This is a genomic window from Streptomyces sp. NBC_00377, from assembly GCF_036075115.1.
Taxonomy (GTDB): Bacteria; Actinomycetota; Actinomycetes; order Streptomycetales; family Streptomycetaceae; genus Streptomyces.
In genome coordinates, this window is record NZ_CP107958.1 from 4857653 (window position 1) to 4882275 (window position 24623).

The 24623-nt window shown below is 69.9% G+C and carries 20 protein-coding genes and 4 tRNA genes; 11 read left to right on the forward strand and 13 right to left on the reverse strand.

The features are described 5' to 3' along the window. Positions 1-226: 226 nt before the first annotated feature. A complete protein-coding gene (locus tag OHS71_RS21825) occupies positions 227-1753 on the forward strand; it encodes a N,N-dimethylformamidase beta subunit family domain-containing protein (protein WP_328481055.1) in 1527 nt (508 codons plus the stop codon). A 181-nt stretch (positions 1754-1934) separates the two neighbouring features. Beyond that, positions 1935-2834, forward strand: a complete 900-nt coding sequence (locus OHS71_RS21830) for a phosphoribosylaminoimidazolesuccinocarboxamide synthase (RefSeq protein WP_328481056.1) — start codon at positions 1935-1937, stop codon at positions 2832-2834. Between the two features lie 40 nt (positions 2835-2874). Here the strand turns inward: OHS71_RS21830 and OHS71_RS21835 are convergent. The 8 genes from OHS71_RS21835 to OHS71_RS21870 all read right to left on the reverse strand — a co-directional run bounded on the left by OHS71_RS21835 (position 2875) and on the right by OHS71_RS21870 (position 7579). Then, a tRNA-Gly gene (locus tag OHS71_RS21835) sits at positions 2875-2950 on the reverse strand. A 23-nt stretch (positions 2951-2973) separates the two neighbouring features. After that, positions 2974-3582, reverse strand: a complete 609-nt coding sequence (locus tag OHS71_RS21840; protein ID WP_328481057.1) for a response regulator transcription factor — start codon at positions 3580-3582, stop codon at positions 2974-2976. Beyond that, entirely contained in the window at positions 3579-4838 is a 1260-nt protein-coding gene (locus tag OHS71_RS21845; protein ID WP_328481058.1) for a sensor histidine kinase, read from the reverse strand. Before OHS71_RS21845 ends, OHS71_RS21840 begins: the two co-directional genes overlap by 4 nt. 64 nt (positions 4839-4902) lie before the next feature. Next, entirely contained in the window at positions 4903-5718 is an 816-nt protein-coding gene (locus tag OHS71_RS21850; protein WP_328481059.1) for an ABC transporter permease, read from the reverse strand. Continuing rightward, positions 5715-6668 carry an ABC transporter ATP-binding protein gene (locus OHS71_RS21855; protein ID WP_328481060.1) on the reverse strand — a complete coding sequence of 318 codons (954 nt, stop codon included), beginning with the start codon at positions 6666-6668 and terminating at the stop codon, positions 5715-5717. The genes OHS71_RS21850 and OHS71_RS21855 overlap by 4 nt, the downstream gene beginning before the upstream one ends. Before the next feature lie 216 nt (positions 6669-6884). Next, a tRNA-Gly gene (locus OHS71_RS21860) sits at positions 6885-6957 on the reverse strand. A gap of 79 nt (positions 6958-7036) precedes the next feature. Continuing rightward, positions 7037-7108 (reverse strand) — tRNA-Gly (locus OHS71_RS21865). A 153-nt stretch (positions 7109-7261) separates the two neighbouring features. Beyond that, positions 7262-7579 (reverse strand): histone-like nucleoid-structuring protein Lsr2, encoded by a 318-nt coding sequence (locus tag OHS71_RS21870; RefSeq protein WP_328481061.1) that lies wholly within the window; start codon positions 7577-7579, stop codon positions 7262-7264. Positions 7580-7942: 363 nt separating this feature from the next. On the opposite strand from OHS71_RS21870, the gene purS reads away from it, so the two are divergent. The 7 genes from purS (at position 7943) to purM (ending at position 15944) form a co-directional block, all read left to right on the forward strand. Beyond that, positions 7943-8215, forward strand: coding sequence for a phosphoribosylformylglycinamidine synthase subunit PurS (gene purS / locus OHS71_RS21875; protein ID WP_020131278.1), 273 nt, complete (start codon positions 7943-7945; stop codon positions 8213-8215). Further along, positions 8212-8916 carry a phosphoribosylformylglycinamidine synthase subunit PurQ gene (purQ, locus tag OHS71_RS21880; protein WP_328481062.1) on the forward strand — a complete coding sequence of 235 codons (705 nt, stop codon included), beginning with the start codon at positions 8212-8214 and terminating at the stop codon, positions 8914-8916. The genes purS and purQ overlap by 4 nt, the downstream gene beginning before the upstream one ends. Continuing rightward, positions 8913-11171, forward strand: a complete 2259-nt coding sequence (gene purL / locus OHS71_RS21885; RefSeq protein ID WP_328481063.1) for a phosphoribosylformylglycinamidine synthase subunit PurL — start codon at positions 8913-8915, stop codon at positions 11169-11171. The genes purQ and purL overlap by 4 nt, the downstream gene beginning before the upstream one ends. A 436-nt stretch (positions 11172-11607) precedes the next feature. Further along, positions 11608-12405, forward strand: coding sequence for a maleylpyruvate isomerase family mycothiol-dependent enzyme (locus OHS71_RS21890; RefSeq protein WP_328481064.1), 798 nt, complete (start codon positions 11608-11610; stop codon positions 12403-12405). A 95-nt stretch (positions 12406-12500) separates the two neighbouring features. Continuing rightward, positions 12501-12938, forward strand: coding sequence for an META domain-containing protein (locus OHS71_RS21895; protein ID WP_328481065.1), 438 nt, complete (start codon positions 12501-12503; stop codon positions 12936-12938). A gap of 329 nt (positions 12939-13267) precedes the next feature. Beyond that, entirely contained in the window at positions 13268-14794 is a 1527-nt protein-coding gene (purF, locus tag OHS71_RS21900) for an amidophosphoribosyltransferase (RefSeq protein ID WP_328481066.1), read from the forward strand. A gap of 37 nt (positions 14795-14831) precedes the next feature. Then, positions 14832-15944 (forward strand): phosphoribosylformylglycinamidine cyclo-ligase, encoded by a 1113-nt coding sequence (gene purM / locus OHS71_RS21905; RefSeq protein WP_328481067.1) that lies wholly within the window; start codon positions 14832-14834, stop codon positions 15942-15944. 114 nt (positions 15945-16058) lie between these two features. Here the strand turns inward: purM and OHS71_RS21910 are convergent, their stop codons facing one another. Together OHS71_RS21910 and OHS71_RS21915 are read right to left on the reverse strand one after the other, a co-directional pair. Further along, the gene (locus tag OHS71_RS21910) at positions 16059-16319 is read right to left on the reverse strand and encodes a DUF3073 domain-containing protein (RefSeq protein ID WP_020131270.1); all 261 of its coding nucleotides are present in this window, start codon (positions 16317-16319) and stop codon (positions 16059-16061) included. 310 nt (positions 16320-16629) lie between these two features. Continuing rightward, complete coding sequence (locus OHS71_RS21915; protein WP_328481068.1) at positions 16630-17730, reverse strand: Leu/Phe/Val dehydrogenase; 1101 nt, start codon at positions 17728-17730, stop codon at positions 16630-16632. Between the two features lie 187 nt (positions 17731-17917). Between OHS71_RS21915 and OHS71_RS21920 the strand changes: the two genes are divergently transcribed. Together OHS71_RS21920 and bldC are read left to right on the forward strand one after the other, a co-directional pair. After that, a complete protein-coding gene (locus OHS71_RS21920; protein ID WP_328481069.1) occupies positions 17918-18760 on the forward strand; it encodes a hypothetical protein in 843 nt (280 codons plus the stop codon). 616 nt (positions 18761-19376) lie between these two features. Beyond that, positions 19377-19583 carry a developmental transcriptional regulator BldC gene (gene bldC / locus OHS71_RS21925; protein WP_003949541.1) on the forward strand — a complete coding sequence of 69 codons (207 nt, stop codon included), beginning with the start codon at positions 19377-19379 and terminating at the stop codon, positions 19581-19583. A gap of 477 nt (positions 19584-20060) precedes the next feature. On the opposite strand, the gene OHS71_RS21930 is transcribed toward bldC, so the two are convergent. The 3 genes from OHS71_RS21930 to hrpA all read right to left on the reverse strand — a co-directional run bounded on the left by OHS71_RS21930 (position 20061) and on the right by hrpA (position 24552). Continuing rightward, positions 20061-20252 (reverse strand): DUF6274 family protein, encoded by a 192-nt coding sequence (locus OHS71_RS21930; RefSeq protein ID WP_328481070.1) that lies wholly within the window; start codon positions 20250-20252, stop codon positions 20061-20063. A 129-nt stretch (positions 20253-20381) separates the two neighbouring features. Continuing rightward, positions 20382-20456, reverse strand: a tRNA-Asp gene (locus tag OHS71_RS21935). 127 nt (positions 20457-20583) lie between these two features. After that, a complete protein-coding gene (gene hrpA, locus OHS71_RS21940; RefSeq protein ID WP_328481071.1) occupies positions 20584-24552 on the reverse strand; it encodes an ATP-dependent RNA helicase HrpA in 3969 nt (1322 codons plus the stop codon). Positions 24553-24623 lie beyond the last annotated feature (71 nt).

The following is a 24623-nucleotide window of genomic DNA, read 5'->3' on the forward strand; positions in this document are numbered from 1 at the left end:
CCGACCGGCCCGCCCGTGACAGCCGCACCGGACCGTCGCCCGAGCCCTATCGGAGCCTCTGATTCCACTTTCGGCCAATTCGCAACGACTAGTGACTGCCTGCGCGCGTTATGTGATGTGCTGGGACTGATACAGCCCATGGCAAGGGCTTGCGACATAGGCCGGACGCGCACGGCGGTCACGCAAGCGCACGAACCATCGCGGGGGCACGAGGGAGGGGAGCACCATGGGACCCGGACCAGGACAGGCACCAGGACCGGAGCACATCCGCCGATGGGAGTCGGGAGCACTGGCCCACGCCGTGACCGACCCCTTCGGACAGGGCCCCGTCCCCTGGCTGCGAGGGAGCGAGACGTACTTCGACGACACCGGCCACGTCGTCCCCTGGTACGTGGACCCGGCCCCCGCCGCCCCCCGGGGCGGCGCCCCCCGCGTGCCGGCCCCCCGTGCCGCGTCCTCGGCCGGCGGCCCCCGCTCGGCCGACGACGTGCGACGCCAGATCAAGGGCTTCGTCTCCACCGGCGCGGTCGCCCCCGGGGACGCCGTCGACTTCCACATCACGGTCGACCCGCCCCAGGAGTTCAGCGTCGACATCTACCGCATCGGTCACTACGACGGCGACGGCGCCGCCAAGATCACCACCAGCCCGCGCCTCTCCGGCATCGTCCAGCCCCCGCCGCTGACCGCCGACCGCACGGTCTCCTGCCACCACTGGTGGCTCTCCTGGCGCTTACAGGTCCCGTCGTACTGGAACGTCGGCGCGTACGTAGCCGTCCTGACCACCGTCGACGGCTACCGCTCCCACGTGCCCTTCACGGTCCGCGACCAGCGCCCCGCCGACCTGCTCCTGCTCCTTCCCGACATCACCTGGCAGGCCTACAACCTCTATCCCGAGGACGGCCGCAGCGGCGCCAGCCTCTACCACGCCTGGGACGAGAAGGGCCGTCTCCTCGGCGAGGCCGACGCCGCCACCACGGTCTCCTTCGACCGCCCCTACGCGGGTGCCGGCCTCCCGCTCCACGTCGGCCACGCCTACGACTTCATCCGCTTCGCCGAGCGCTACGGCTACGACCTCGCGTACGCCGACGCCCGCGATCTGCACGCCGGTCAGATCGACCCCACCCGCTACCGGGGACTGGTCTTCCCCGGACACGACGAGTACTGGTCCGCCCCGATGCGCCGCGCCGTGGAACTCGCCCGGGACAGCGGCACCTCGCTCGTCTTCCTCTCCGCGAACTCCCTCTACTGGCAGGTGGAGCTGGGTCCGTCTCCGTCCGGAGTCCCGGGCCGCCTGCTCACCTGCCGCAAGCGCAGGGGACCCGGCAAGCCCGTCCTCTGGCGCGAGATCGACCGCGCGGAACAGCAGCTGGTCGGCATCCAGTACGCGGGCCGGGTGCCCGAGCCGCACCCGCTGATCGTCCGCAACGCCGGCCACTGGCTGTGGGAGGCGACCGGCGCGCTCGACGGCGACGGCATCGAGAACCTGGTGGCGGGTGAGGCCGACCGCTACTTCCCGCGCACCCCGCTCCCGCCCCACGAGGACCGCATACTCCTCGCCCACTCCCCCTACGCCGACAGCGAGGGCGTCCTGCGCCACCAGGAGACCTCCCTCTACCGGGCGCCCTCCGGCGCCCTCGTCTTCGCCTCCGGCACCTTCGCCTGGTCCCCGGCCCTGGACCGCCCCGGCCATGTGGACCCCCGTGTCCAGCGCGCCACGGCCAATCTCCTGGACCGCATCTGCAAACGCGACTGACCACTGCACCCCGGTCACCGGCCCCCGCGCCTCCGCCCGGCCCGCTCCTGCTGCCCCCTCGGCTGCCCCCTGCACTGCCGCCCTGCCGGCTTCTGTACGCCCGCTCGCCCACCCGCTGTCCTGGACCGATCCCGATGTACGGGACAATCGGCCCACTAGGACAGAACCACGGGGAGGAACCGTGTCCGGATTCGTAGAAAAGCCCGAGCCCCTTCAGGTGCCGGGCCTGGTGCACCTGCACACCGGCAAGGTGCGCGAGCTGTACCAGAACGAGGCGGGCGACCTCGTGATGGTCGCCAGCGACCGCACCTCCGCCTTCGACTGGGTGCTGCCGACCGAGATCCCCGACAAGGGCCGCGTCCTCACCCGGCTCTCCCTGTGGTGGTTCGACCAGCTCGCCGACCTGGTCCCGAACCACGTCCTGAGCACGGAGCTGCCCGCCGGCGCCCCCGCCGACTGGGAGGGTCGCACCCTGGTCTGCAAGTCGCTCCAGATGGTCCCCGTCGAATGCGTGGCCCGCGGATATCTCACCGGTTCGGGCCTCGTCGAGTACAAGGAGTCCCGCACGGTCTGCGGCCTCGCCCTCCCCGAGGGCCTGGTCGACGGCAGCGAACTTCCCGCCCCGATCTTCACCCCCGCCACCAAGGCCGCCGTCGGCGAGCACGACGAGAACGTCTCCTACGAGGAGGTCGCCCGCCAGGTCGGCGCCGACACCGCCGCCCAGCTCCGCCAGGCGACGCTCGCCGTCTACAGCCGCGCCCGCGACATCGCCCGCGACCGGGGCATCATCCTCGCCGACACCAAGTTCGAGTTCGGCTTCGAGGGAGAGAACCTGGTCATCGCCGACGAGGTCCTCACACCGGACTCCTCCCGTTTCTGGCCGGCCGACCAGTGGCAGCCCGGCCGCGCACAGTCGTCGTACGACAAGCAGTTCGTGCGCGATTGGCTGACCTCGGGCGAGTCCGGCTGGGACCGCGCGGGCGAGCAGCCCCCGCCGCCTCTGCCGCAGCACATCGTGGACGCCACCCGCGCGAAGTACATCGAGGCGTACGAGCGCCTGACGGGCACCAGCTGGGCCTGACGCGTGAAAGGCCCCGGTCGATGACCGGGGCCTTTCACGATGGAGCGGACGACGAGGCTCGAACTCGCGACCTCAACCTTGGCAAGGTTGCGCTCTACCAACTGAGCTACGTCCGCAGTGCGCCGTGGCGCGAGGCCAACTATACCCAACCCCGCTCCCGCGCGAGCCGTACCGCCGCGTGCCGGTTCTCCGCGCCGAGCTTCGAGACGGCCGACGACAGATAGTTCCGCACGGTCCCCTGGGACAGCGCCGCCCGCTCGGCGATCTCCGCCACGGGCGCGCCGTCGGCGGCGAGTTCGAGCACCTCCGCCTCGCGCGAGGTCAGCGGCGAGTCGCCGGCGGCGATCGCGTCGGCGGCCAACTCCGGGTCGACATAACGGTTCCCCGCGTGCACGGTCCGGATTATCTCCGCGAGCCGTTGTGCGCTCACCGTCTTCGGGACGAACCCCCGCACTCCGGCCGCGAGCGCCCGCTTGAGGTGCCCGGGCCGGCCGTGGCTCGTGACGATCAGTGCCTGGCAGTCCGGCAGTTCGGCCCGCAAGGATGTGGCGACGCTCACACCGTCGGCGCCGGGCATCTGTAGATCCAGGACGGCGACGTCCGGCCGGTGTGCCAGTGCCATGGCCAGCGCCTCCGGTCCGGTGGCCGCTTCGGCGACGATCACCAGGTCGTCCTCGAGGGAGAGCAGCGCGGCCAGCGCCCCCCGGATGAGGTGTTCGTCGTCGGCGAGCAGCACCCGCACGGTCATGAAGTGACCTCTCTCACAGCAGCCTTTCCGCTCAGCGGCACCTCGGCGACGACCCGGAAGACGCCCGGGCCGACGAACCCGGCCTCCAATGTCCCGTCCACGCCTTGCAGCCGCTCCCGCAGTCCGGTGAGTCCGGAACCGCCGCCGCCCCCGCTCTCGGGGACGACCGACCCGGCGCCGTCGTTCTCCACTGTCAGCACCACACGTCCCTCGGGCATCCGCAACGCCACCGAGCACCGCCCGGCGTCTCCGTGCCGCAGCACGTTGGTGGTGGTCTCCCGCACCACCCAGCCGAGCGCCGACTGCACCTCGGCGGGCAGACCGCCGGACTCTCCGCTCACCTCGCACATGATCCCGGCCGCCCGCAACACACCTTGCGCCCCGGCCAGTTCGACCCCGAGATCAGCCTCCCGGTACCCCCGCACCACGGCGCGGACCTCCCGCTGAGAATCCTGCGCTATCCGCTGGACCTCGATCATCTGCTCCACGGCCTCCGGCCGCCCACGCCTCGCCAACTGCACGGCCAGCTCGCTCTTCAGGGCGATCACCGCCAGGTTGCGTCCCATCACGTCGTGCAGGTCCCGCCCGAACCGCAGCCGCTCCTCGGCGACGGCGAGCCGCGCCTCGACCTCACCGGCCCGGTCCGCCTCCCACAGCACCGCGAGGTTCCAGGCACTGCACCGGCAGGCGAACAGTGAGAAGCATGTCGCGAAGGCGGTCAGGAACCCCACCATGAGGATCCCCGCCATGTCCGGTTCCGCCCAGCCGAACGCCGCCATCAGGAGCACCGCCAGCAGCGCCGAGTGCCGCAGGAACAGCCGGATCGGCACCACGATCCCGTACAGCATCCCGAAGGGCAGCAGCGCGGCTCCTATGCAGAGCCTGACCGTCACCGGGTCGGCGCCGCCGAGCACGGTGAGTGCCAGGTCCAGGACCAGATTGACGGCCAGCAGCGCGGCCGCCGGGTAGAGGGCCCGCGGCGGCAGCTCGGAGCGCTGCAGATAGTGGTCGAGGACGGGCCGGGTCAGCCGGTTGGCCTCCGCGCACTGGAGGGCGCTCGACAGGAGCAGCAACCCGCCGACGATCAGCGGCGCGGGACGCTGCTCGAGCCCGCCCACCAGAGGCAGCGCGAGCCAGGCGAAGGAGAAGAACCAGGTGGTGAAATACCAGGTGCCCAGAGTCTGGAACTCGACCCGCTCCGCCTTGCTGCGGTCCTTCCAGTGACGCCGCTGCCACCCCCGAATGCGGCCCAACATCCTTGCCTCCCCTGCCGTCCACCCACCACGAATCCGGTCCGGTTCCCGGCTCGGTCCCGGCGGGTCAGCGCCGGGGCTCCCAACGGAACCACCGCCGTACAGCAAACAGTGCCGACAGGGTCCAGGCCAGTGCGATACCCAGGGCGCCCAGGGCCTCGTAAGCCGACAGGTCGCCGGTCCAGCCGCCGCGTATCAGGGTGATCACCGGAGACAGCGGCAGCAGTTGGCAGACGGAGGCGAGCCGGTCGGGCAGCAGTTCCAGGGGAACGGCCACTCCGGAACCGATCATCGACACGAGCACCAGGGGCGCCGTGGTGACCTGTGCGCTCTCCACGGTCCGGGTCGCCGTCGCGGTGAGGGCCGCGAACGCCGCGCACATCGCCAGCCCCAACAGCAGTCCCGGCACGGCGAGGTAGGGCGCTTCGGGGGCCGGTATGTCGAGCACGACTGTCGCGCCGGCCACCAGTACCAGGCACTGCACCAGCCCCGTGAGGAGGACGGGCAGCGCCGACCCGGCGAGGATCTCCGCGTCCCGGAGCTCACCGGTGCGCAGCCGCTTCAGGACGAGCTCCTCGCGCCGCGCGGTGTAGATGACCGTCAGGGCCGAGTAGACCCCGAACAGCAGCGAGAAGCCGATCGCGGCGGGCAGCAGCACCAGGCCGGCGCTCAGCCCGGCGTCCTTCGCGTCCATGCCGTCGATCACCGGTGCCAGGCTGACCGGCAGCACCAGCGGCATGACCACGGCTGTGACGAGAGTGCTCCTGCTGCGTCCGAGCAGGGTCAGTTCGGCCCGTGCGAGGGCTGTCATCCGGCTCACGGGAGTCGTGGCCGAACGGCCGGCCGTGCGACCGGTCGAGTCCTTCACCGCCGTCCCGCTCATGCCGCTACCTCCTCGGTCTCGTCACGGTGCGACGACTCCCGGGCTATCCCGAGGAACGCCTCCTCCAGCGAGGCCGACCGCACATCCAGCCTCCGCAGTTCGATCCGGGACCGCTCGGCCCACACCAGCAGCCCGGTCGCCGCCCGTTGCAGCTCCCTGGTGCGCAGCCGTATGACCCGGCCGTCGACCTCGTGACCGCACACGCCCATCTCGCCCAGCGGAGGCAGGTCGCCCACGAAGTACCCCTCAGGCAGTTCGAAAGTGATCCGGGACGGCTGGGCCCCGGTCACCTCGGCCGGTGTCCCGGCAGCCGCGATGCGTCCCTCGTGCAGGATGGCGAGCCGGTCGGCGAGGTTCTCCGCCTCCTCCAGGTAGTGCGTGGTCAGCAGCACCGTCGTACCGGCGTCACGCAGGGCGCGCACCAGGGCCCAGGTGTCCCGCCGGCCCTCGGCGTCCAGGCCGGTCGTCGGCTCGTCCAGGAACAGGACTTCGGGCTCTCCGAGGACCGCGAGTGCGAGGTCGAGGCGCCGCCGCTCACCTCCGGACAGCTGCTTGACCCGGACGCCGGCCCGAGGGGCCAGACCGACCAGGGCCAGCGCCTCCTCGACCGGACGGGCTCCGCTCACGCAGCCGGCCCACATGCGCGCGGTCTCGGCGACGGTGAGATCCGAGGGGAAGCCACCCTCCTGGAGCATCACGCCGGTGCGCGGTCGTACGGCGGCCCGCTCGGTGTGCGGGTCGTGGCCCAGAACCCTGATCCGCCCGCCGTCGGGGCGCGCCAGACCCTCCAGCAACTCGACCGTCGAGGTCTTTCCGGCGCCGTTGGTGCCGAGCAGCGCGAAGATCTCACCGCGGCCGACGTGGAAGGAGATTCCACGGACCGCTTCGAACCCGCCCCCGTACACACGCCGGAGGTCGGTGACCTCAATCACGTGTTCATTCGTGTCCATGCCCCAAGCCTCCCCGTGGGCGGAGGCCGGCAGCAGTGCGAGGTGTCATCACTCCGCATGACAAATGTCAGACGATGGCGCGCGCCGCTTCCACGATCACGCCCGCACGAGGGCGCCCACACGAGGGCGCCCACACGAGGGCGCCCACACGAGGGCGCCCACACGCTCAAGGCGCACGGAAAGACCCCGGTCCATTGGACCGGGGTCTCATTCCCGAGCGGACGACGAGGCTCGAACTCGCGACCTCAACCTTGGCAAGGTTGCGCTCTACCAACTGAGCTACGTCCGCATTGCCTCCGACCAGCTTTCACTGATCGGCGCGGGCACCAGCCTACCTGATCCACAACAGTGGTCAGGCGGTGATGCAGAGCGGGTGACAGGGATCGCACACTGCGCCTTCCCCCTGGAAGGGGGATGTTCTACTACTGAACTACACCCGCATGTACTCCGTGAGCTGGGCTTTTCGGCCTTGCCCCTCGGCGTGCTCCAGACTCTAGCTGACCAGGAGGGGTGCAGCGCAAGTCGGTGCGTTCGAGGGGCGCGTGACCGGCCGTCGGCCCGAGGTTCACGGGGAACCCGTCAGGGGTTGCGCCTCACTGCGCGTCGGTGAACGCCTCGTAGACCCTCTTGGGGATGCGGCCGCGGGCCGGTACCTCCATCTTGTTGGCCTGGGCCCAGGCGCGGACGGCCGCGGGGTCGGGTGCGACCTCCGTCTGCTTGTACGCCTTGCCCGACCTCGACCGCTTCCGGCCGGCGTCCACGTAGGGCGCGAGAGCCTTACGCAGTTTCTTGGCATTGGCTTCATTCAGGTCGATCTCGTACGACTTGCCGTCGAGCCCGAAAGCGATCGTTTCCGCCGCTTCCGAGCCGTCGATGTCGTCAGAGAGAGTGACCACGACCTTCTGCGCCACGAATATCGGTCCCTTCGTGCGACAGCTCTGCGGTGACGTGCCAAGACGTCACGGAGATGTCGACTGTCCGCCTGTTATGGGGCAAAGTATCGGCTATTGGCAATTCATTTGTACAGTGCCCGGCATTGCAATGTGAAGCCCGACTAAATCTGCCCGCGTGTCCCGGGGCAATAGGGAACGCCGGTGCACCCCGGATCTTTCCCTGAAATTTTCGCGAAGGCACTGGTCCGATACCTGATCGTGATGGCGGTCACGTACTTTCCTACAACTCTACCCGCGTAGAAATTTTGTACGGGTAGTCTGAAGACACCTGTTGGAGACCCCCGCAGGAACCTGCTCAGCACCACACCACCGGGAGTGCCAGTGGCACGCGTCGTAGTCGACGTCATGCTCAAGCCGGAGATCCTCGACCCCCAGGGCCAGGCGGTGCAGCGCGCACTGCCGCGACTGGGTTTCGAAGGCATCTCCGACGTACGTCAGGGAAAGCGATTCGAACTGGAAGTTGACGGGCCGGTCGACGAGGCCGCCCTCGCCCGCATCCATGATCTTGCGGAATCCTTCCTCGCCAACACCGTGATCGAGGACTTCACCGTCAAGGTCGAGTCGGAAGAAGCGGTCGCGGGGGCCGCGAAGTGACCGCTCGTATTGGCGTCGTCACTTTCCCGGGCAGCCTCGACGACCGGGACACCCAGCGTGCGATCCGCCTCGCGGGTGCCGAACCCGTCGCTCTCTGGCACAAGGACAAAGACCTTCATCAGGTCGACGCCGTGGTGTTGTGCGGCGGTTTCTCCTACGGCGACTATCTGCGGGCCGGCGCCATCGCGCGCTTCTCGCCGGTGATGGAGACCCTCATCGAGCAGGCGAAGGCCGGCCTTCCGGTCCTCGGTATCTGCAACGGCTTCCAGATCCTCACGGAGGCCCATCTGCTTCCCGGCGGGATGCTCGGCAACGACCACCTCCACTTCATCTGCCGCGACCAGAAGCTGCGGGTGGAGAACGCGGAGACCGCCTGGACCGCCGACTACGAGGCGGGCCAGGAGATCCAGATCCCGCTGAAGAACATGGACGGCCGGTACGTCGCCGACGAGTACACCCTCGACCAGCTCGAGGCCGAGGGCCGTGTGGCCTTCCGCTACCTCGTGCAGGGCGACGGCGCCGACGGCTACGGCAACCCGAACGGCTCGCTGCGCGACATCGCGGGCATCACCAACGAGGCCGGCAACGTCGTGGGCCTCATGCCGCACCCGGAGCACGCCGTCGAGCCGCTCATCGGGTCCGGCCGCACCGACGGCCTCCCCTTCTTCACCTCGATCCTCAAGAAGCTGGTCAACGCATGAGCCGGACGCCTCTGGACACGGTCGAGCACGCGACCGAGACCCCCGACGTCGAGCTGCCCTGGGCCGAACTCGGCCTGAAGAAGGACGAGTACGAGCGCGTCGTGGAGATCCTCGGCCGCCGTCCGACCGGCGCCGAGCTCGCCATGTACTCCGTCATGTGGTCCGAGCACTGCTCGTACAAGTCCTCCAAGGTGCACCTGCGCCAGTTCGGCGAGAAGGCCCCGCAGTCGGACGCGCTGCTCGTCGGCATCGGTGAGAACGCCGGCGTCGTCGACGTCGGCCAGGGCTATGCCGTCACCTTCAAGGTCGAGTCGCACAACCACCCCTCGTACGTCGAGCCCTACCAGGGCGCGGCCACCGGCGTGGGCGGCATCGTCCGCGACATCATCGCGATGGGTGCGCGTCCGGTCGCGGTCGTGGACCCGCTGCGCTTCGGCGCGGCCGACCACCCCGACACCAAGCGCGTCCTCCCGGGCGTCGTCGCCGGCATCGGCGGCTACGGCAACTGCCTGGGCCTGCCGAACATCGGCGGCGAGGTCGTCTTCGACGCCTGCTACCAGGGCAACCCGCTGGTCAACGCGGGTGCCATCGGCGTGATGCGGCACGAGGACATCCACCTCGCGAAGGCGTCCGGCGCCGGCAACAAGGTCATCCTCTACGGGGCCAGGACCGGCGGCGACGGCATCGGCGGCGCCTCCATCCTCGCCTCCGAGACCTTCGACGACGCCAAGCCGTCGAAGCGCCCGGCCGTCCAGGTCGGCGACCCCTTCCAGGAGAAGCTCCTCATCGAGTGCACCCTGGAGGCCTTCCAGGAGAAGCTGGTCGTCGGCATCCAGGACCTCGGCGCGGCGGGCCTGTCCTGTGCCACGTCCGAGCTCGCCTCGAACGGCTCCGGCGGCATGCGCGTCACCCTGGACGACGTGCCGCTGCGCGACTCCACGCTCTCGCCCGAGGAGATCCTCATGAGCGAGTCGCAGGAACGCATGTGCGCGGTCGTCGAGCCGGAGAAGGTCGCCCGCTTCCTGGAGATCTGCGACAAGTGGGACGTCATCGCGACCGTCATCGGTGAGGTGACCGACGGCGACCGGCTGGAGATCTTCTGGCACGGCGGCAAGATCGTCGACGTCGACCCGCGCACCGTCGCCCACGACGGCCCGGTCTACGAGCGCCCCTACGCCCGCCCTGAGTGGCAGGACGCCCTCCAGGCGGACGACGCGAACAAACTGCCGAGGCCGACCACGGGCGAGGAGCTGAAGGACCAGGTCCTGAGGCTCGTGTCCTCCCCGAACCAGGCCTCGAAGAAGTGGATCACGTCCCAGTACGACCACTTCGTGCAGGGCAACACCGTCCTCGCCCAGCCCGAGGACTCGGGCATGATCCGGATCGACGAGGAGACCGGCCTCGGCGTCGCCATCGCGACCGACGGCAACGGCCGGTACGCCAAGCTCGACCCGTATGCGGGAGCGCAGCTGGCCCTCTCCGAGGCCTACCGGAACGTGGCGACGACCGGTGCCAAGCCGCTCGCCGTCTCCGACTGCCTGAACTTCGGCTCGCCCGAGGACCCGGCGGTGATGTGGCAGTTCGCGGAGGCCATCCGCGGCCTGGCCGACGCCTGCCAGCAGCTCGGCACCCCGGTGACCGGCGGCAACGTCTCCCTGTACAACCAGACCGGCGAGGCGGCCATCCACCCCACGCCGGTGGTCGCCGTCCTCGGCGTCATCGACGACGTCGCGCGCCGCACGCCGGTCGCCTTCCAGGAGGAGGGCCAGCTGCTCTACCTCCTCGGCGACACCCGTGAGGAGTTCGGCGGCTCGGCCTGGTCCCAGGTCGTCCACGACCACCTCGGCGGCCTGCCCCCGAAGGTCGACCTGGAACGGGAGCGGCTGCTCGCCGAGATCCTGATCTCCGCTTCCCGCGACGGCATGATCGACGCCGCGCACGACCTGTCGGACGGCGGTCTGATCCAGGCGGTCGTCGAGTCGGCGCTGCTCGGCCGCAAGGGCGCGCGGCTGGTCGTGCCGGACGGGCTCGACGCCTTCACCTTCCTCTTCTCCGAGTCGGCGGGCCGTGCCGTGGTGGCCGTCCCGCGCTCCGAGGAGCTCCGCTTCAACGACATGTGCGGGGCGCGCGGTCTGCCCGTCACCCGTATCGGTGTCGTCGACGGGGACACGGTCGAGGTCCAGGGCGAGTTCGAGCTGCCCCTGGAGGAGCTGCGGGAGGCCCACGAGGCGACCATCCCGGCGCTGCTCGCGTAAGCACCGGCGTCCGCGCGGCACCGGTGACGACGGCGAAGGCCCTGCCCGTTCCGACGGGCGGGGCCTTCGCCGTCGCCTCCACCGCTTCCAGCGCCTTCGCCGTACGGCAGGGCCCGCCCCTCGCGCCGCCGCGGAACCGCCTAGGGCGTGTCTGACAATTCCCGCCGGGCGCGCGGCGTCCGGCACGGCACTCCCCCAGCCTTCGGCCGGGGGTGCCCCCACGCCGCGTTGTCGCATCACCCGAGTACATCCAGTACGCGGGCGATGCTCCGCCTTGCGATGCACCGCACCGGACGCCGCGCGCTGATCCGACGCGAATTGTCAGACACGCCCTGGGGCGCTGCCCCGCAGGTATGACTCCCCGTCGTCCACGCGCGCGGGGTGTGCGCGGGGCGGGGCGGTCCGGCTGTCGGCGGCGGCCACTAGGCTCACGGCCATGCCCCCGGCCAGGAAACGCACCCGCGCGTACGACCCCGCGAAGATCCGTGCCGCGGTCGTCGCGCAGTTCGGCAACGTACGGCGGGCCGTGGGAACCCTCACCCCCGAGCAGCTCGCGCTGCCCACGCGGCTGGCCGGCTGGACCGTCCGGGACCTGGCCGCTCACGTGACCATGGCGGTGGCGACCGTCAGCCGCAACCTCGACCGGGACGAGCCCGCGAAGGCGGACCTCACGCTCCTGGAGTGGCCCTTCGCCACGGCCGCCCGGGCCGCCGGCATCTCCGACGGCACCCGGGACCTCGCCGCCGCGAACCCCGACCTCGAAGCCCTCTTCACCCGCACCGAGGACCAGTTCACCGAGGCCCTCGCCACCGCCGCGGGGGACCGCCTGATGGCCACCCGCACCGGCGCCATGACCCTCGCCGACCTCCTGGTCACCCGGACCGTCGAACTCGTCGTCCACACCGACGACCTGAACGTCGCCGTCCCCGGCCTGGAGATCCCCTACGACCGGCAGGCGCTCGCCGCGGCCACCCGGCTGCTGGCCGACGCCCTCGCCGCCAGGGCGCCCGGCGGCGCGACGGAGGTGCGGGTCCCGCCGTACGCCGTCGTGCAGTGCGTCGAGGGCCCCCGGCACACCCGGGGCACCCCGCCCAACGTCGTGGAGACCGACCCGCTGACCTGGATCAGGCTGGCGACGGGGCGTCTGAGCTGGCCGGACGCCGTCGCGCAGGCGAAGGTCGCCGCCAGCGGCGAGCGGGCCGATCTCACGGCACTGCTGCCCCTGATGTCCTGATTCCGGCCCCCGGTGGGAACCGATCGCCCCACCCGCCCCGTCGAACCAGCATGTACCGGCAGAGGCACAGCCCTACGCACACGTACAAGCGGCGCATGACGCTGACCGCGGCCGTCCTGCTCGTCCCGCTCGCCGCGGCCTGCGGCAGCGAGAAGGCGGACGGGGAGCGGCCCGGCAGCGGGGCGGTCAGCGCCGAGCAGCCCGTCACCGGCGTCCGCTGGAACGTCGACAGCGTCACCGCGGACGGCGCCGTCCACCGCGCCCCCGCCGGCGCGCACCTCGAGATCCGGGACGGCAAGGCGGCGGGCAGCTACGGCTGCAACAACTTCACCGCCAAGGCCGCCGTCGAGGACGGCAGCGTCCGGTTCAGCGACGCCCGGTCGACCAGGATGGCCTGCGTGGGCCGGCCCATGGACTTCGAGCGCATCCTGGCCGCAACCCTCACCGAGGGCGTCCTCAGCACCGAGGTCGAGGGCGCCACGCTGACGCTCGGCACGGCCGACGGCGACCGGATCCGGCTGACCACGAAGTGACGCTGCGGCCGCCGACCGGGAAGTGACCTGCGGCCGCGGACCGGGAGACGACGTCCCGCCGCGGACCGCGAATCGACGTCCGGGCGGCCACCCGGTCCGGTGGACCGCGTGCGCCCGCCCCGATGGTGTGCGACACCTCACTTGCGCACGACGGGGCGGGCTCCCAGGCGCACGTCCCCTGGTGCGCCGAACCGAGTGTTGGATCATCGAATCCACCGGCTGACCTGCGCAAATGAATCGATCACGGCAAGGTCGGCCGACGGGTGATCCAGTTACCGGCGAGTATCCCCAATTCGGACCAGTGGTCGACCTCGCCTACACTCGGAGGCGTGCCACGTGGTGACGGTCGACTCAGTCATGATCTGCTCCCCGGCGAGAAGGGCCCCCAGGACGCTTGCGGCGTCTTCGGGGTCTGGGCTCCCGGTGAAGAGGTCGCCAAGCTCACTTACTTCGGGCTCTACGCCCTCCAGCATCGAGGTCAGGAATCCGCGGGAATCGCGGTCAGCAACGGCTCCCAGATCCTCGTCTTCAAGGACATGGGCCTCGTTTCCCAGGTCTTCGACGAGACCTCGCTCGGTTCGCTCCAGGGTCATATCGCGGTCGGACACGCCCGCTACTCGACCACCGGAGCCTCCGTGTGGGAGAACGCCCAGCCGACGTTCCGTGCCACCGCGCACGGCTCGATCGCGCTCGGCCACAACGGCAACCTCGTCAACACCGCCCAGCTCGCCGAGATGGTCGCCGACCTGCCCAAGCAGGAAGGCCGCACCCCGCGCGTCGCGGCGACCAACGACACCGACCTGCTCACCGCGCTGCTCGCGGCCCAGGTCGACCAGGACGGCAAGCCGCTGACCATCGAGGAGGCGGCCCACCAGATCCTCCCGCAGGTCAAGGGCGCCTTCTCGCTCGTCTTCATGGACGAGCACACCCTCTACGCAGGCCGCGACCCGCAGGGCATCCGCCCGCTGGTCCTCGGCCGCCTGGAGCGCGGCTGGGTGGTCGCCTCCGAGTCCGCCGCCCTCGACATCTGCGGTGCGGCCTACGTCCGTGAGATCGAGCCGGGCGAGTTCATCGCCATCGACGAGAACGGGCTGCGCAGCTCCCGGTTCGCGGAAGCGAAGCCCAAGGGCTGTGTCTTCGAGTACGTGTACCTGGCCCGCCCGGACACCGACATCGCCGGCCGGAACGTGTACCTCTCCCGCGTGGAGATGGGCCGCAAACTCGCCAAGGAAGCGCCGGTCGACGCCGACCTGGTGATAGCGACCCCGGAGTCCGGCACCCCGGCCGCCATCGGTTACGCCGAGGCCTCCGGCATCCCCTTCGGCGCGGGTCTGGTGAAGAACGCGTACGTCGGCCGGACGTTCATCCAGCCCTCGCAGACCATCCGCCAGCTCGGTATCCGCCTGAAGCTGAACCCGCTGAAGGAAGTCATCAAGGGCAAGCGCCTGGTCGTCGTCGACGACTCGATCGTGCGCGGCAACACCCAGCGGGCCCTGGTCCGGATGCTCCGCGAGGCGGGCGCGGCCGAGGTCCACATCCGGATCTCCTCGCCGCCCGTGAAGTGGCCCTGCTTCTTCGGCATCGACTTCGCCACGCGCGCGGAGCTCATCGCCAACGGCATGACCATCGACGAGATCGGCACCTCGCTCGGCGCCGACTCCCTCTCCTACATCTCCATCGACGGCATGATCGAGGCGACCACCATCGCCAAGCCGAACCTCTGCCGCGCCTGCTTCGACGGCGAGTACCCGATGGAGCTCCCGGACCCCGAGCTGCTCGGCAAGCAGCTTCTGGAGACCGAGCTGGCGGCCGGTCCGGCAGCCACGGCCGCGGCCGACGCGATCCGTCGCCCGTAAGTCCCGCACGTTTCACCAACCCGAAAGATCCCAGGCAATGTCTGCTGCATCTGATCAGTCGACTGCGTCGACGGGCGCCTCCGGTGCATCCGGAACCGGTGCTTCCTACGCGGCTGCCGGCGTCGACATCGAAGCGGGCGACCGCGCCGTCGAGCTGATGAAGGAGTGGGTGAAGAAGACGCAGCGCCCCGAGGTCCTCGGCGGCCTCGGCGGTTTCGCCGGCCTCTTCGACGCCTCCGCCCTCAAGCGCTACGAGCGTCCCCTGCTCGCCTCCGCCACGGACGGCGTCGGCACGAAGGTCGACGTCGCGCGTCAGCTCGGTGTGTTCGACACCATCGGCCACGACCTGGTCGCGATGGTCATGGACGACATCGTGGTGTGCGGCGCAGAACCGCTGTTCATGACCGACTACATCTGCGTCGGCAAGGTCCACCCGGAGCGGGTCGCCGCCATCGTCAAGGGCATCGCCGAGGGCTGTGTGCTCGCCGGCTGTGCCCTGGTCGGCGGCGAGACGGCCGAGCACCCGGGCCTTCTGGGCGAGGACGACTTCGACGTCGCCGGCGCCGGTACGGGCGTCGTGGAGGCCGACCGGCTGCTCGGCCCGGATCGCATCCGCACGGGTGACACGGTGATCGCCATGGCGGCCTCCGGCCTCCACTCGAACGGGTACTCCCTGGTCCGGCACGTCCTGCTGAAGCAGGCCGGGCTGTCCCTGGAGGCGCGGATCGACGACCTCGGCCGCACGCTCGGCGAGGAGCTCCTGGAGCCCACCAAGATCTACTCGCTGGACTGCCTGGCGCTCACCCGCACGACGGACGTCCACGCCTTCTCGCACATCACCGGCGGCGGCCTCGCGGCCAACCTGGCCCGGGTGATCCCGGACGGGCTGCACGCCACCGTGGACCGCTCCACCTGGACCCCGGCCCCGATCTTCGACCTGGTCGGCAGGACCGGCTCCGTCGAGCGCCTGGAACTGGAGAAGACGCTGAACATGGGCGTCGGCATGATGGCGATCGTGCCCGAGGAGTCCACGGACGTGGCCCTGGCGACACTGGCCGACCGCGGCGTGCCGGCCTGGGTCGCCGGCGAGATCACCGAGCGCGGCGAACACCCGACCGGCGCGGAGCTGGTCGGGGACTACGCCCGCTGAGGAGCCGGCGGGCCCGTGCCCGGGCAGGGGCCCGGGCCGGCGGGTGACCAGGTGGGCAGCACAAGACCCGGTCGGTGACCGAAGTCACCGACCGGGTGGATGCTCAGTACAAGGTCAAGCGCCGCGACGGTGTTGCGAGGAGTCCTCGCCATCATCCTCGTCGTCGTCCCCGTACAGCTCGGCGTACCGTGCGTACGGGTCGTCGTCTTGCTCATCGTCATCGTCATCGTCCTCGAATGGCTCACCATTCGGCGGAATATTCGATGGCGATGCGCCCAGCTCTTCGGCCAGGCGTGAGAGATCTGTCCCGCCGCTGTTGTACTTCAGCTGGCGGGCGACCTTCGCTTGCTTGGCCTTGGCCCGGCCGCGCCCCATGGCTCGACCCCCTCAACGACGGGGCTCGACGGCCCCAGGTTGACACGCGTTCATGATCCAGGACGGTCCCTCCGTGGAGAGCCCGTCGTAGGGCTCCCACGGTACCTGAGCCCACGCCCGTACGGTACGTCGCCCGTCGTACGCGCGTGTGCGCAGCACTTTTGGGTCGCCCCGTCCTCGCTGGTCAGTGGCGATTTTAACCACTAATCGGCGGCCGACCCGCCCGGAGGAGTGAGAGTTCTCTCCAACTTTCCACCGGGCGGTACCGCCGAAACCCCCGGACGGGGCGCCCAGGCGCCCTGCCGGAGCGTCACCAGCCGCGTGCGCGGGCGGCCTCGTGCATCCGCTGTTCGGCGATCCGGTCGGCCGCCGCGGCCGGCGGAATCCCGTCTTCCTTCGCACGTGCGAAGATGGCCAGGGTGGTGTCGAAGATCTTCGCGGCCTTCGCCCTGCACCGCTCGAAGTCGAAACCGTGCAGTTCGTCGGCGACCTGGATGACCCCGCCGGCGTTCACCACGTAGTCCGGCGCGTAGAGGACCCCGCGGTCGGCGAGGTCCTTCTCCACGCCCGGGTGGGCGAGCTGGTTGTTGGCCGCGCCGCAGACGATCTTCGCCGTCAGCATCTGGACCGAGTCGTCGTTCAGCGCCCCGCCCAGCGCGCAGGGGGCGTAGATGTCGAGCCCGTCGATCCCGATCAGCCGCTCGGTGTCGGCGACCACACCGACAGACGGGTGCTTGTCGGCGATCCGGCGCACGGCTTCCTGGCGGACGTCCGTGATCACGACCCGGGCGCCCTCCTCCAGCAGGTGCTCCACCAGGTGGTGGCCGACCTTGCCCACACCCGCGATGCCGACCGTACGGTCCCGCAGCGAGGGGTCGCCCCACAGGTGCTGTGCGGAGGCCCGCATGCCCTGGTACACGCCGAAGGCCGTCAGCACGGACGAGTCGCCGGCCCCGCCGTTCTCGGGCGAGCGCCCGGTGGTCCAGCGGCACTCGCGCGCCACGACGTCCATGTCGGCGACATAGGTGCCGACGTCGCAGGCGGTCACGTACCGGCCGCCGAGCGAGGCCACGAAACGGCCGTACGCGAGCAGCAGCGCCTCGGTCTTGATCGTGTCGGGATCGCCGATGATCACAGCCTTGCCGCCGCCGTGGTCCAGACCGGCCATGGCGTTCTTGTACGACATCCCGCGCGCGAGGTTCAGCGCGTCGGCGACGGCCTCCGCCTCGGTCGCGTACGGGTAGAAGCGGGTACCGCCCAGGGCGGGGCCCAGAGCGGTGGAGTGGAGGGCGATGACGGCCTTGAGGCCGCTGGCGCGATCCTGGCAGAGCACGACTTGCTCATGACCGCCCTGGTCCGAGTGGAACAGGGTGTGCAGTACATCAGCAGGTGCGCCGGAAACGTCGGTCACTGTGGTGACTCCCGGGTGTCTAGCGGCGGGCGGGACGCAGGCACCGTAAGGGTGGCGGGCCTGTGGTCCGAGAGTAGAGCCTGTGTGGCCCGCCGCTCTCGCAGTGTCGGGGATCACCTTCTCCCGGAGTACCTGCATGGGACGATTCGCAGGGTTTCCCGTTCGGCCCAGGGGGGAGGGAGCAGGCGTGCCCAAGGTGTCCTCGGTGATCGTTCCGTACGCGGTCTATCTGCGCGTGTACGAGCCGCTGGCCGCCTTCTCCGAGCCCGAGCGCACCCACTGGGAGCGCTACGCACGCCGCTCCGACCGCCCCTCGTACCAGGACGAGCTGCGCCGCTCGCTGGCCGACCTGCTGCCCACCCCGCCGGTCGTGGTGCCCGTGCACGAGAGTGGCGACGCGTTCGTGGCCGAGGTGGGCGGGGTGCTCTGCGTCTGCCCCTGGCGCACCCGGCTGCGCGGCTGGCTGGCCCTGAGCGAGCTGGACGACGAGCTGCCCCGGACGGTCCTGGAGGCGGCGCTCCCCGAAGTGGTGCGGCTGGAGGCCGCCAAGGACCACGAGCGGTGGCTGCAACGCAACCCCGACGCCCGCCCGTGGATCCGCACCGCGGTCTGGCAGGTGCCGCTGAACTGGTTCGTGCTCGTCTCCGACGAGGAGCGGGAGTACGAGAAGGGGACGGCGGAGGTCGCCCCCGTGCTGCGGTACCGCACACCGATGGTGCAGGCGCGGCGCCGGGTGGCCCGGTCGCTGCGGACGCTGAAGGACGCCATGGACGGGGGACCGCTCATCGACGGCCTGGTGGACGTGGGCCGCTGGCTCGAGGAGTTCCACCCGCGTTCGCTGGTGGAACTGGACTACGGCGGTCTGGTGCATGTGCTGCCCGCGGGTGAGCTGGAGGACGATCACTCCGCGAAGGACGTCGCCGAGGGGATCGAGGCGCTGCGGACCGGGGACGGCGCGGCGGCCGGCGAGGCGTACGCACGGCTGGTGGAGCGGTGGCGGGCGGTACGCGACCGGCGCTCGGCCAACTGAGACCGCGGAGGCCGGCGCCGGCGCACCGGGCCGCCGTCGGCGCTGCGCCGGTGCTGTGACCTGACGATGTGACAGATGCGACAGCGCTTTCATTAGTGACGCAGGTCACGGCCGTGACGCGGCCGAACAGCGTACGGTCAACCGCACTTCACGGAACTGACGGGACGTAGATCCCCGATCCGGGCTTATGTCCCAAGGGTGACGGAACGCACGTACACGACCCTTGCGCCGCTTGCCCCTCCTCGTGCCAAAATAGGACAAGGAGTCCGGGGAGGGCTCCGTCCGCCTGCTTATGCTCCACTGTGGGGGGAAATCTCAGCATTACAGCGCTTTGGGGGGTCTGATGCCTCCTGATCGCCCTGTGACTGATCGTCACAGTGGCGTGACTGTCCGCTATGGCATGGTCCATCGGCTTCCGTCGCCGATGAACACCTGGGGGGCAATTCCATCGGTTTGGCCGACGCGGCTGGACGGATGGTGTAGTTGTAGTGCCGAGGACAAGCCGTTCGTCCTATAACCGACTCGACCCGCATCCGCCATTTCGGGCAACGCGGGTCAAGGTGCAGAATTTAGAGGAAAGAACCGAGAACGATCGGTTCTCCCGAGGAGGCCGCTCATGACCGCTCGCACCCCTGATGCTGAGCCGCTGCTGACCCCGGCTGAGGTCGCCACCATGTTCCGTGTCGACCCCAAGACGGTCACACGGTGGGCGAAGGCCGGCAAGCTCACGTCGATTCGTACGCTCGGCGGACACCGCCGTTATCGCGAGGCAGAGGTCCGCGCACTGCTTGCGGGTATCCCGCAGCAGCGCAGCGAGGCCTGAACAAGTGAATAACCGGGCAACACGTCAGGTTCCCCCACCTGTGCGGACGCCCGAAACCTAGCTACAAGCGACGTGGGTCCTGCCCCAACAGGCCCCTCGCCCACGGGAACGTCGTCGATCGCGCTGGACTCCGCCGGGTCCAGCGCGATCTTTTTTGTGCGCTTGGGGCCGCTTCGGCTCGCTGGACGGGTCGCATCCGGTGACTCTGTGAGCGGCCTTGTCGGAGTCTGGGGAGGCTCTGGGAGGGTTCCGGGAGGCATCCTCCTGAGTGGTGCAATTGCACATATAAAATTGACCAGTTGTAGGAGCCTGGTAAGAACCCGGGTTTTCAAAACTCATGCGGTGACTCCCGTCACATGCCGAGAGCCTTGTTGCCTCCGATTCATGTGCGCTAAAGGAGGCTCGTTCTCCAGCGCCCCCTGCGGGCAGGGCCGTTGAGGCGGACGTCGGTGCGGCGGGCGGCCCTGAGAGCGCCGATCACGCACGCGACGGGCTCTCGCCCTCCACGGCCGTCTCGGGGGTCTCCGCGCCCCGTGGGGCGCCGTCCATCGCCAGTCGCTGGAGGCGGTGGCAGATCGGGCAGTGGCGGGTCAGGTGCCGGTAGGGCGTCGCGGCCGACAGATGTGCGCGAAGCAGGGCCCGCGTCTCGTGCCTGACCGATTCCCCCATGCCTCACCTCCGTCGGGGCCGCGCGGAAACGGGCCCTGAGTTCTGGGGTACCGGCGGAAGGTGGCAGCGTCAAGAGTGCGGCGACAACGCAGAGAGCCCGGATCCGAAGATCCGGGCTCTCTGCTACTGCGGTCCTGACGGGATTTGAACCCGCGGCCTCCACCTTGACAGGGTGGCGAGCACTCCAAACTGCTCCACAGGACCTGGAGCTCCCACCCGGACCCGGAGGAACTGGGGGATTTTCGCGGCACTTGATGTTGTGCTGTGCTGCGAGAAGGACTGTACAGGAGGGTGAGCCCGTCGGTCGAACTCACCCTGTGTACGGCTGCCGTTACGGCGCCGCCGCGTCGATCGCCTTCACGATCCGCTTGTCGGAGACCGGGTACGCCGTGCCCAGGGCGTGCGCGAAATAGCTGACCCGGAGCTCCTCGATCATCCAGCGGATGTCCAGGACCTGCTGGGGAACCGGCCGCCCCTGGGGAAGCTGTTCCAGCAGCCACGCGTACTCGTCCTGCATCTCGTGGACCTTCTCCATGCGACTGGTGTCCCGCTGCACGGCGGTCGGCATCTGCTGGAGGCGCCGGTCCGCCGCCACCAGGTAGCGCATGAGGTCCGGCAGGCGGCGCAGCCCCGCCCAGGTGACGAAGCCGGGCTTCACGAGGGCGTCCAGCTGCCGCCTCACGTCCGCCAGGTTCGCGAGCAGCACGGGGCTGCGCACGCCCTTCAGACGGCGCTCACAGGCCTGCCAGGCGGCCAGCACCTGCTGGACCTGGGCGACGGTCCGCACCGTCGTGTCGACGATCTCCGCACGCACCTTCTCGTAGAGCTTGCGGTACGACTCCTCGTCCCAGGCCGGCCCGCCGAGGTCGGCGATCAGCCGGTCGGCCGCCGCCATCGCGCAGTCGTCGAACAGCGCCTGGATCGAACCGTGCGGATTCGCGGACAGCGCGAGCTTCTGGGGGTTTGTCAGCTTCTCGGACGCGAACTTCGCCGGGTTGACCGGGATGTTGCGCAGGATCAGCCGGCGCGTGCCCTTCCACATCGCCTCCGCCTGCTCCGCCTCCGTGTCGAAGAGACGTACGGACACGGTGTCCCCGTCGTCGACGAGCGCCGGATACGCCTTCACCGGCTGGCCCGCGCGGCGGGTCTCGAAGACGCGGGTGAGCGAGCCGATCGTCCAGTCCGTCAGGCCCGAGCGCTCCAGCGACTCGCCGCCCTGCCGTTCGGCGGTGGCCGCGGCCGCCTGCGAGATGGCCTGCCGGGCCTTCGGCCGCAGCCGCAGCTTCAACGCCTCGAGGTCCTTGTCCTCGGCCAGGTTGCGGCGCCGCTCGTCGACGATGCGGAAGGTGATCTTCAGGTGGTCGGGGAGCCTCGACCAGTCGAAGTCGTCGGCCTCGAACGGGACGCCGACCATCCGCTTCAGCTCACGGGCCATGGCCGTGGTGAGCGGTTCCGGCGAGGGCGCCGCCTGCTCCAGGAAACGCTTCGCGAAGTTCGGGGCCGGGACGTAGTGGCGGCGGACCGGCTTGGGGAGGGAACGGATCAGCTCCGTGACGACCTCCTCCCGCAGGCCCGGGATCTGCCAGTCGAAGCCCTCATCCGTGACCTGGTTGAGGACGTGGAGCGGGATGTGCACGGTCACGCCGTCCGCGTCCGCGCCCGGCTCGAACTGGTAGGTGACCCGGAACTTCAGCGGGCCCTGACGCCAGGAGTCGGGATAGTCGGCCTTGGTGACCGCCTCCGCCGACTCCCGGATGAGCATCTCCCGCTCGAAGTCGAGGTGGTCGGGCTGCTCGTGCCGCTTGTGCTTCCACCACGAGTCGAAATGCGCGCCGGACACGACGTGTTCGGGCACCCGCTGGTCGTAGAAGTCGAACAGCGTCTCGTCGTCCACCACGATGTCCCGGCGCCGGGCGCGGTGCTCCAGCTCCTCGACCTCGCTCAGGAGCCGGCGGTTGTCGGCGAAGAACTTGTGGTGCGTCCGCCAGTCGCCCTCGACCAGCGCGTTGCGGATGAACAGGTCGCGGGAGGTCTCCGGATCGATCCGGCCGTAGTTGACCTTCCGCTGGGCGATGATCGGGACGCCGTACAGCGTGACCTTCTCGTCCGCCATCACGGCCGCCTGGTCCTTCTCCCAGCGCGGCTCGCTGTACGTCCGCTTCAGCAGGTGTCCGGCGAGCGGCTCGACCCACTCCGGCTCGATCTTCGCGTTGACACGGGCCCAGAGCCGGGAGGTCTCCACCAGCTCCGCCGACATCACGAACCGAGGCTGCTTCTTGAACAGGGACGAGCCCGGGAAGATCGCGAACTTGGCACTGCGCGCGCCCAGGTACTCGTTCTTGTTGCCGTCCTTCACGTCCTTCATGCCGATGTGCGACAGCAGACCGGCGAGAAGGGAGACGTGGACGCTCTGCTCGGGCGCGTCCTCCTCGTTGAGGTGGATGCCCATCTGCTTGGCGACCGTGCGCAGCTGGGTGTAGATGTCCTGCCACTCGCGGATGCGCAGGAAGTTCAGGTACTCCTGCTTGCACATACGCCGGAAGGAGGAGGAGCCGCGCTCCTTCTGCTGCTCGCGGACGTACCGCCACAGGTTGAGATAGGCGAGGAAGTCGCTGGTCTCGTCCTTGAAGCGGGCGTGCTGCTGGTCGGCCTGGGTCTGCTTGTCGGCCGGGCGTTCGCGCGGGTCCTGGATGGACAGCGCGGCCGCTATCACCATGACCTCGCGCACACAGCCGTTCTTGTCGGCTTCCAGGACCATGCGGGCGAGCCGCGGGTCGACGGGCAGCTGGGCCAGCTTGCGGCCGGTCTGCGTGAGCCGCCTGCGGGGGTCCTTCTCGGACGGGTCCAGGGCGTTCAGCTCCTGGAGCAGCTGCACGCCGTCACGGATGTTGCGGTGGTCCGGCGGGTCGATGAAGGGGAACTTCTCGATGTCGCCGAGGCCGGCCGCGGTCATCTGGAGGATGACGCTCGCCAGGTTCGTACGGAGGATCTCCGCGTCCGTGAACTCCGGGCGGGCGACGAAGTCGTCCTCGTCGTACAGCCGGATGCAGATGCCGTCGCTGGTACGGCCGCAGCGGCCCTTGCGCTGGTTGGCGCTGGCCTGCGAGATCGGTTCGATGGGCAGGCGCTGCACCTTGGTGCGGTGGCTGTAGCGGCTGATGCGGGCGAAGCCGGGATCGATGACGTACTTGATGCCCGGGACGGTCAGGGACGTCTCGGCCACGTTCGTCGCCAGAACGATCCTGCGGCCCGTGTGCTGCTGAAAGACCCGGTGCTGCTCGGCGTGCGAGAGCCGGGCGTAGAGCGGGAGGACTTCCGTGAACCGGTACTTCTTCTTCTCCAGCGCGTCCGCCGTGTCGCGGATCTCCCGCTCGCCGGAGAGGAAGACGAGGATGTCGCCCTTGCCCTCGCCCATGAGCTCTTCCACGGCGTCGGTGATCGCGGTGATCTGATCGCGGTCGGAGTCCTCGGAGTCCTCTTCGAGGAGCGGCCGGTAACGCACCTCCACGGGGTACGTCCGCCCGCTGACCTCGACGATCGGGGCCTCGCCGAAGTGCCGTGAGAAGCGCTCGGGGTCGATGGTCGCGGAGGTGATGACGACCTTGAGGTCCGGACGGCGGGGCAGCAGCTGGGCCAGATAGCCCAGCAGGAAGTCGATGTTGAGGGACCGCTCGTGGGCCTCGTCGATGATGATCGTGTCGTACGCGCGCAGCTCACGGTCGGTCTGGATCTCCGCGAGGAGGATGCCGTCCGTCATCAGCTTCACGAAGGTGGCGTCCGGGTTCACCTGGTCGGTGAACCGCACCTTCCAGCCGACGGCCTCGCCGAGAGGTGTGCCCAGTTCCTCGGCGACCCGCTCGGCCACGGTGCGGGCGGCGATACGACGGGGCTGCGTGTGCCCGATCATGCCGCGGACACCGCGCCCCAGTTCGAGACAGATCTTGGGGATCTGGGTGGTCTTGCCGGAGCCGGTCTCACCGGCCACGATGACGACCTGGTGATCACGGATGGCGGCCGCGATCTCGTCCTTCTTCTGGCTGACGGGGAGCTGCTCGGGGTACGAGACGGCGGGCACACGGCCGCGCCGCAGGGCCATCCGCTCCTCGACCTGCGCGACCTCCCCCTCGATCTCGGCGAGGACGGCGGCGCGGGCCTCCGGCTTGCGGATCCTGCGCGCGCCTTCGAGCCTGCGCCCGAGCCGGTGCGCGTCGCGCAGGGACAGCTCGGCCAGGCGGGGGGCGAGGGTGCCGAGGGCGGGGGTGCCCGGAGCGGGGGCGTCGGGGGCGGGGTGCGTAGACATACGCGGTCCAGGATCTCATCCAGGCGGAAGAAGGGGCGAGCGCTTTTGGCCCCGCCCCGTCCGACGCACAG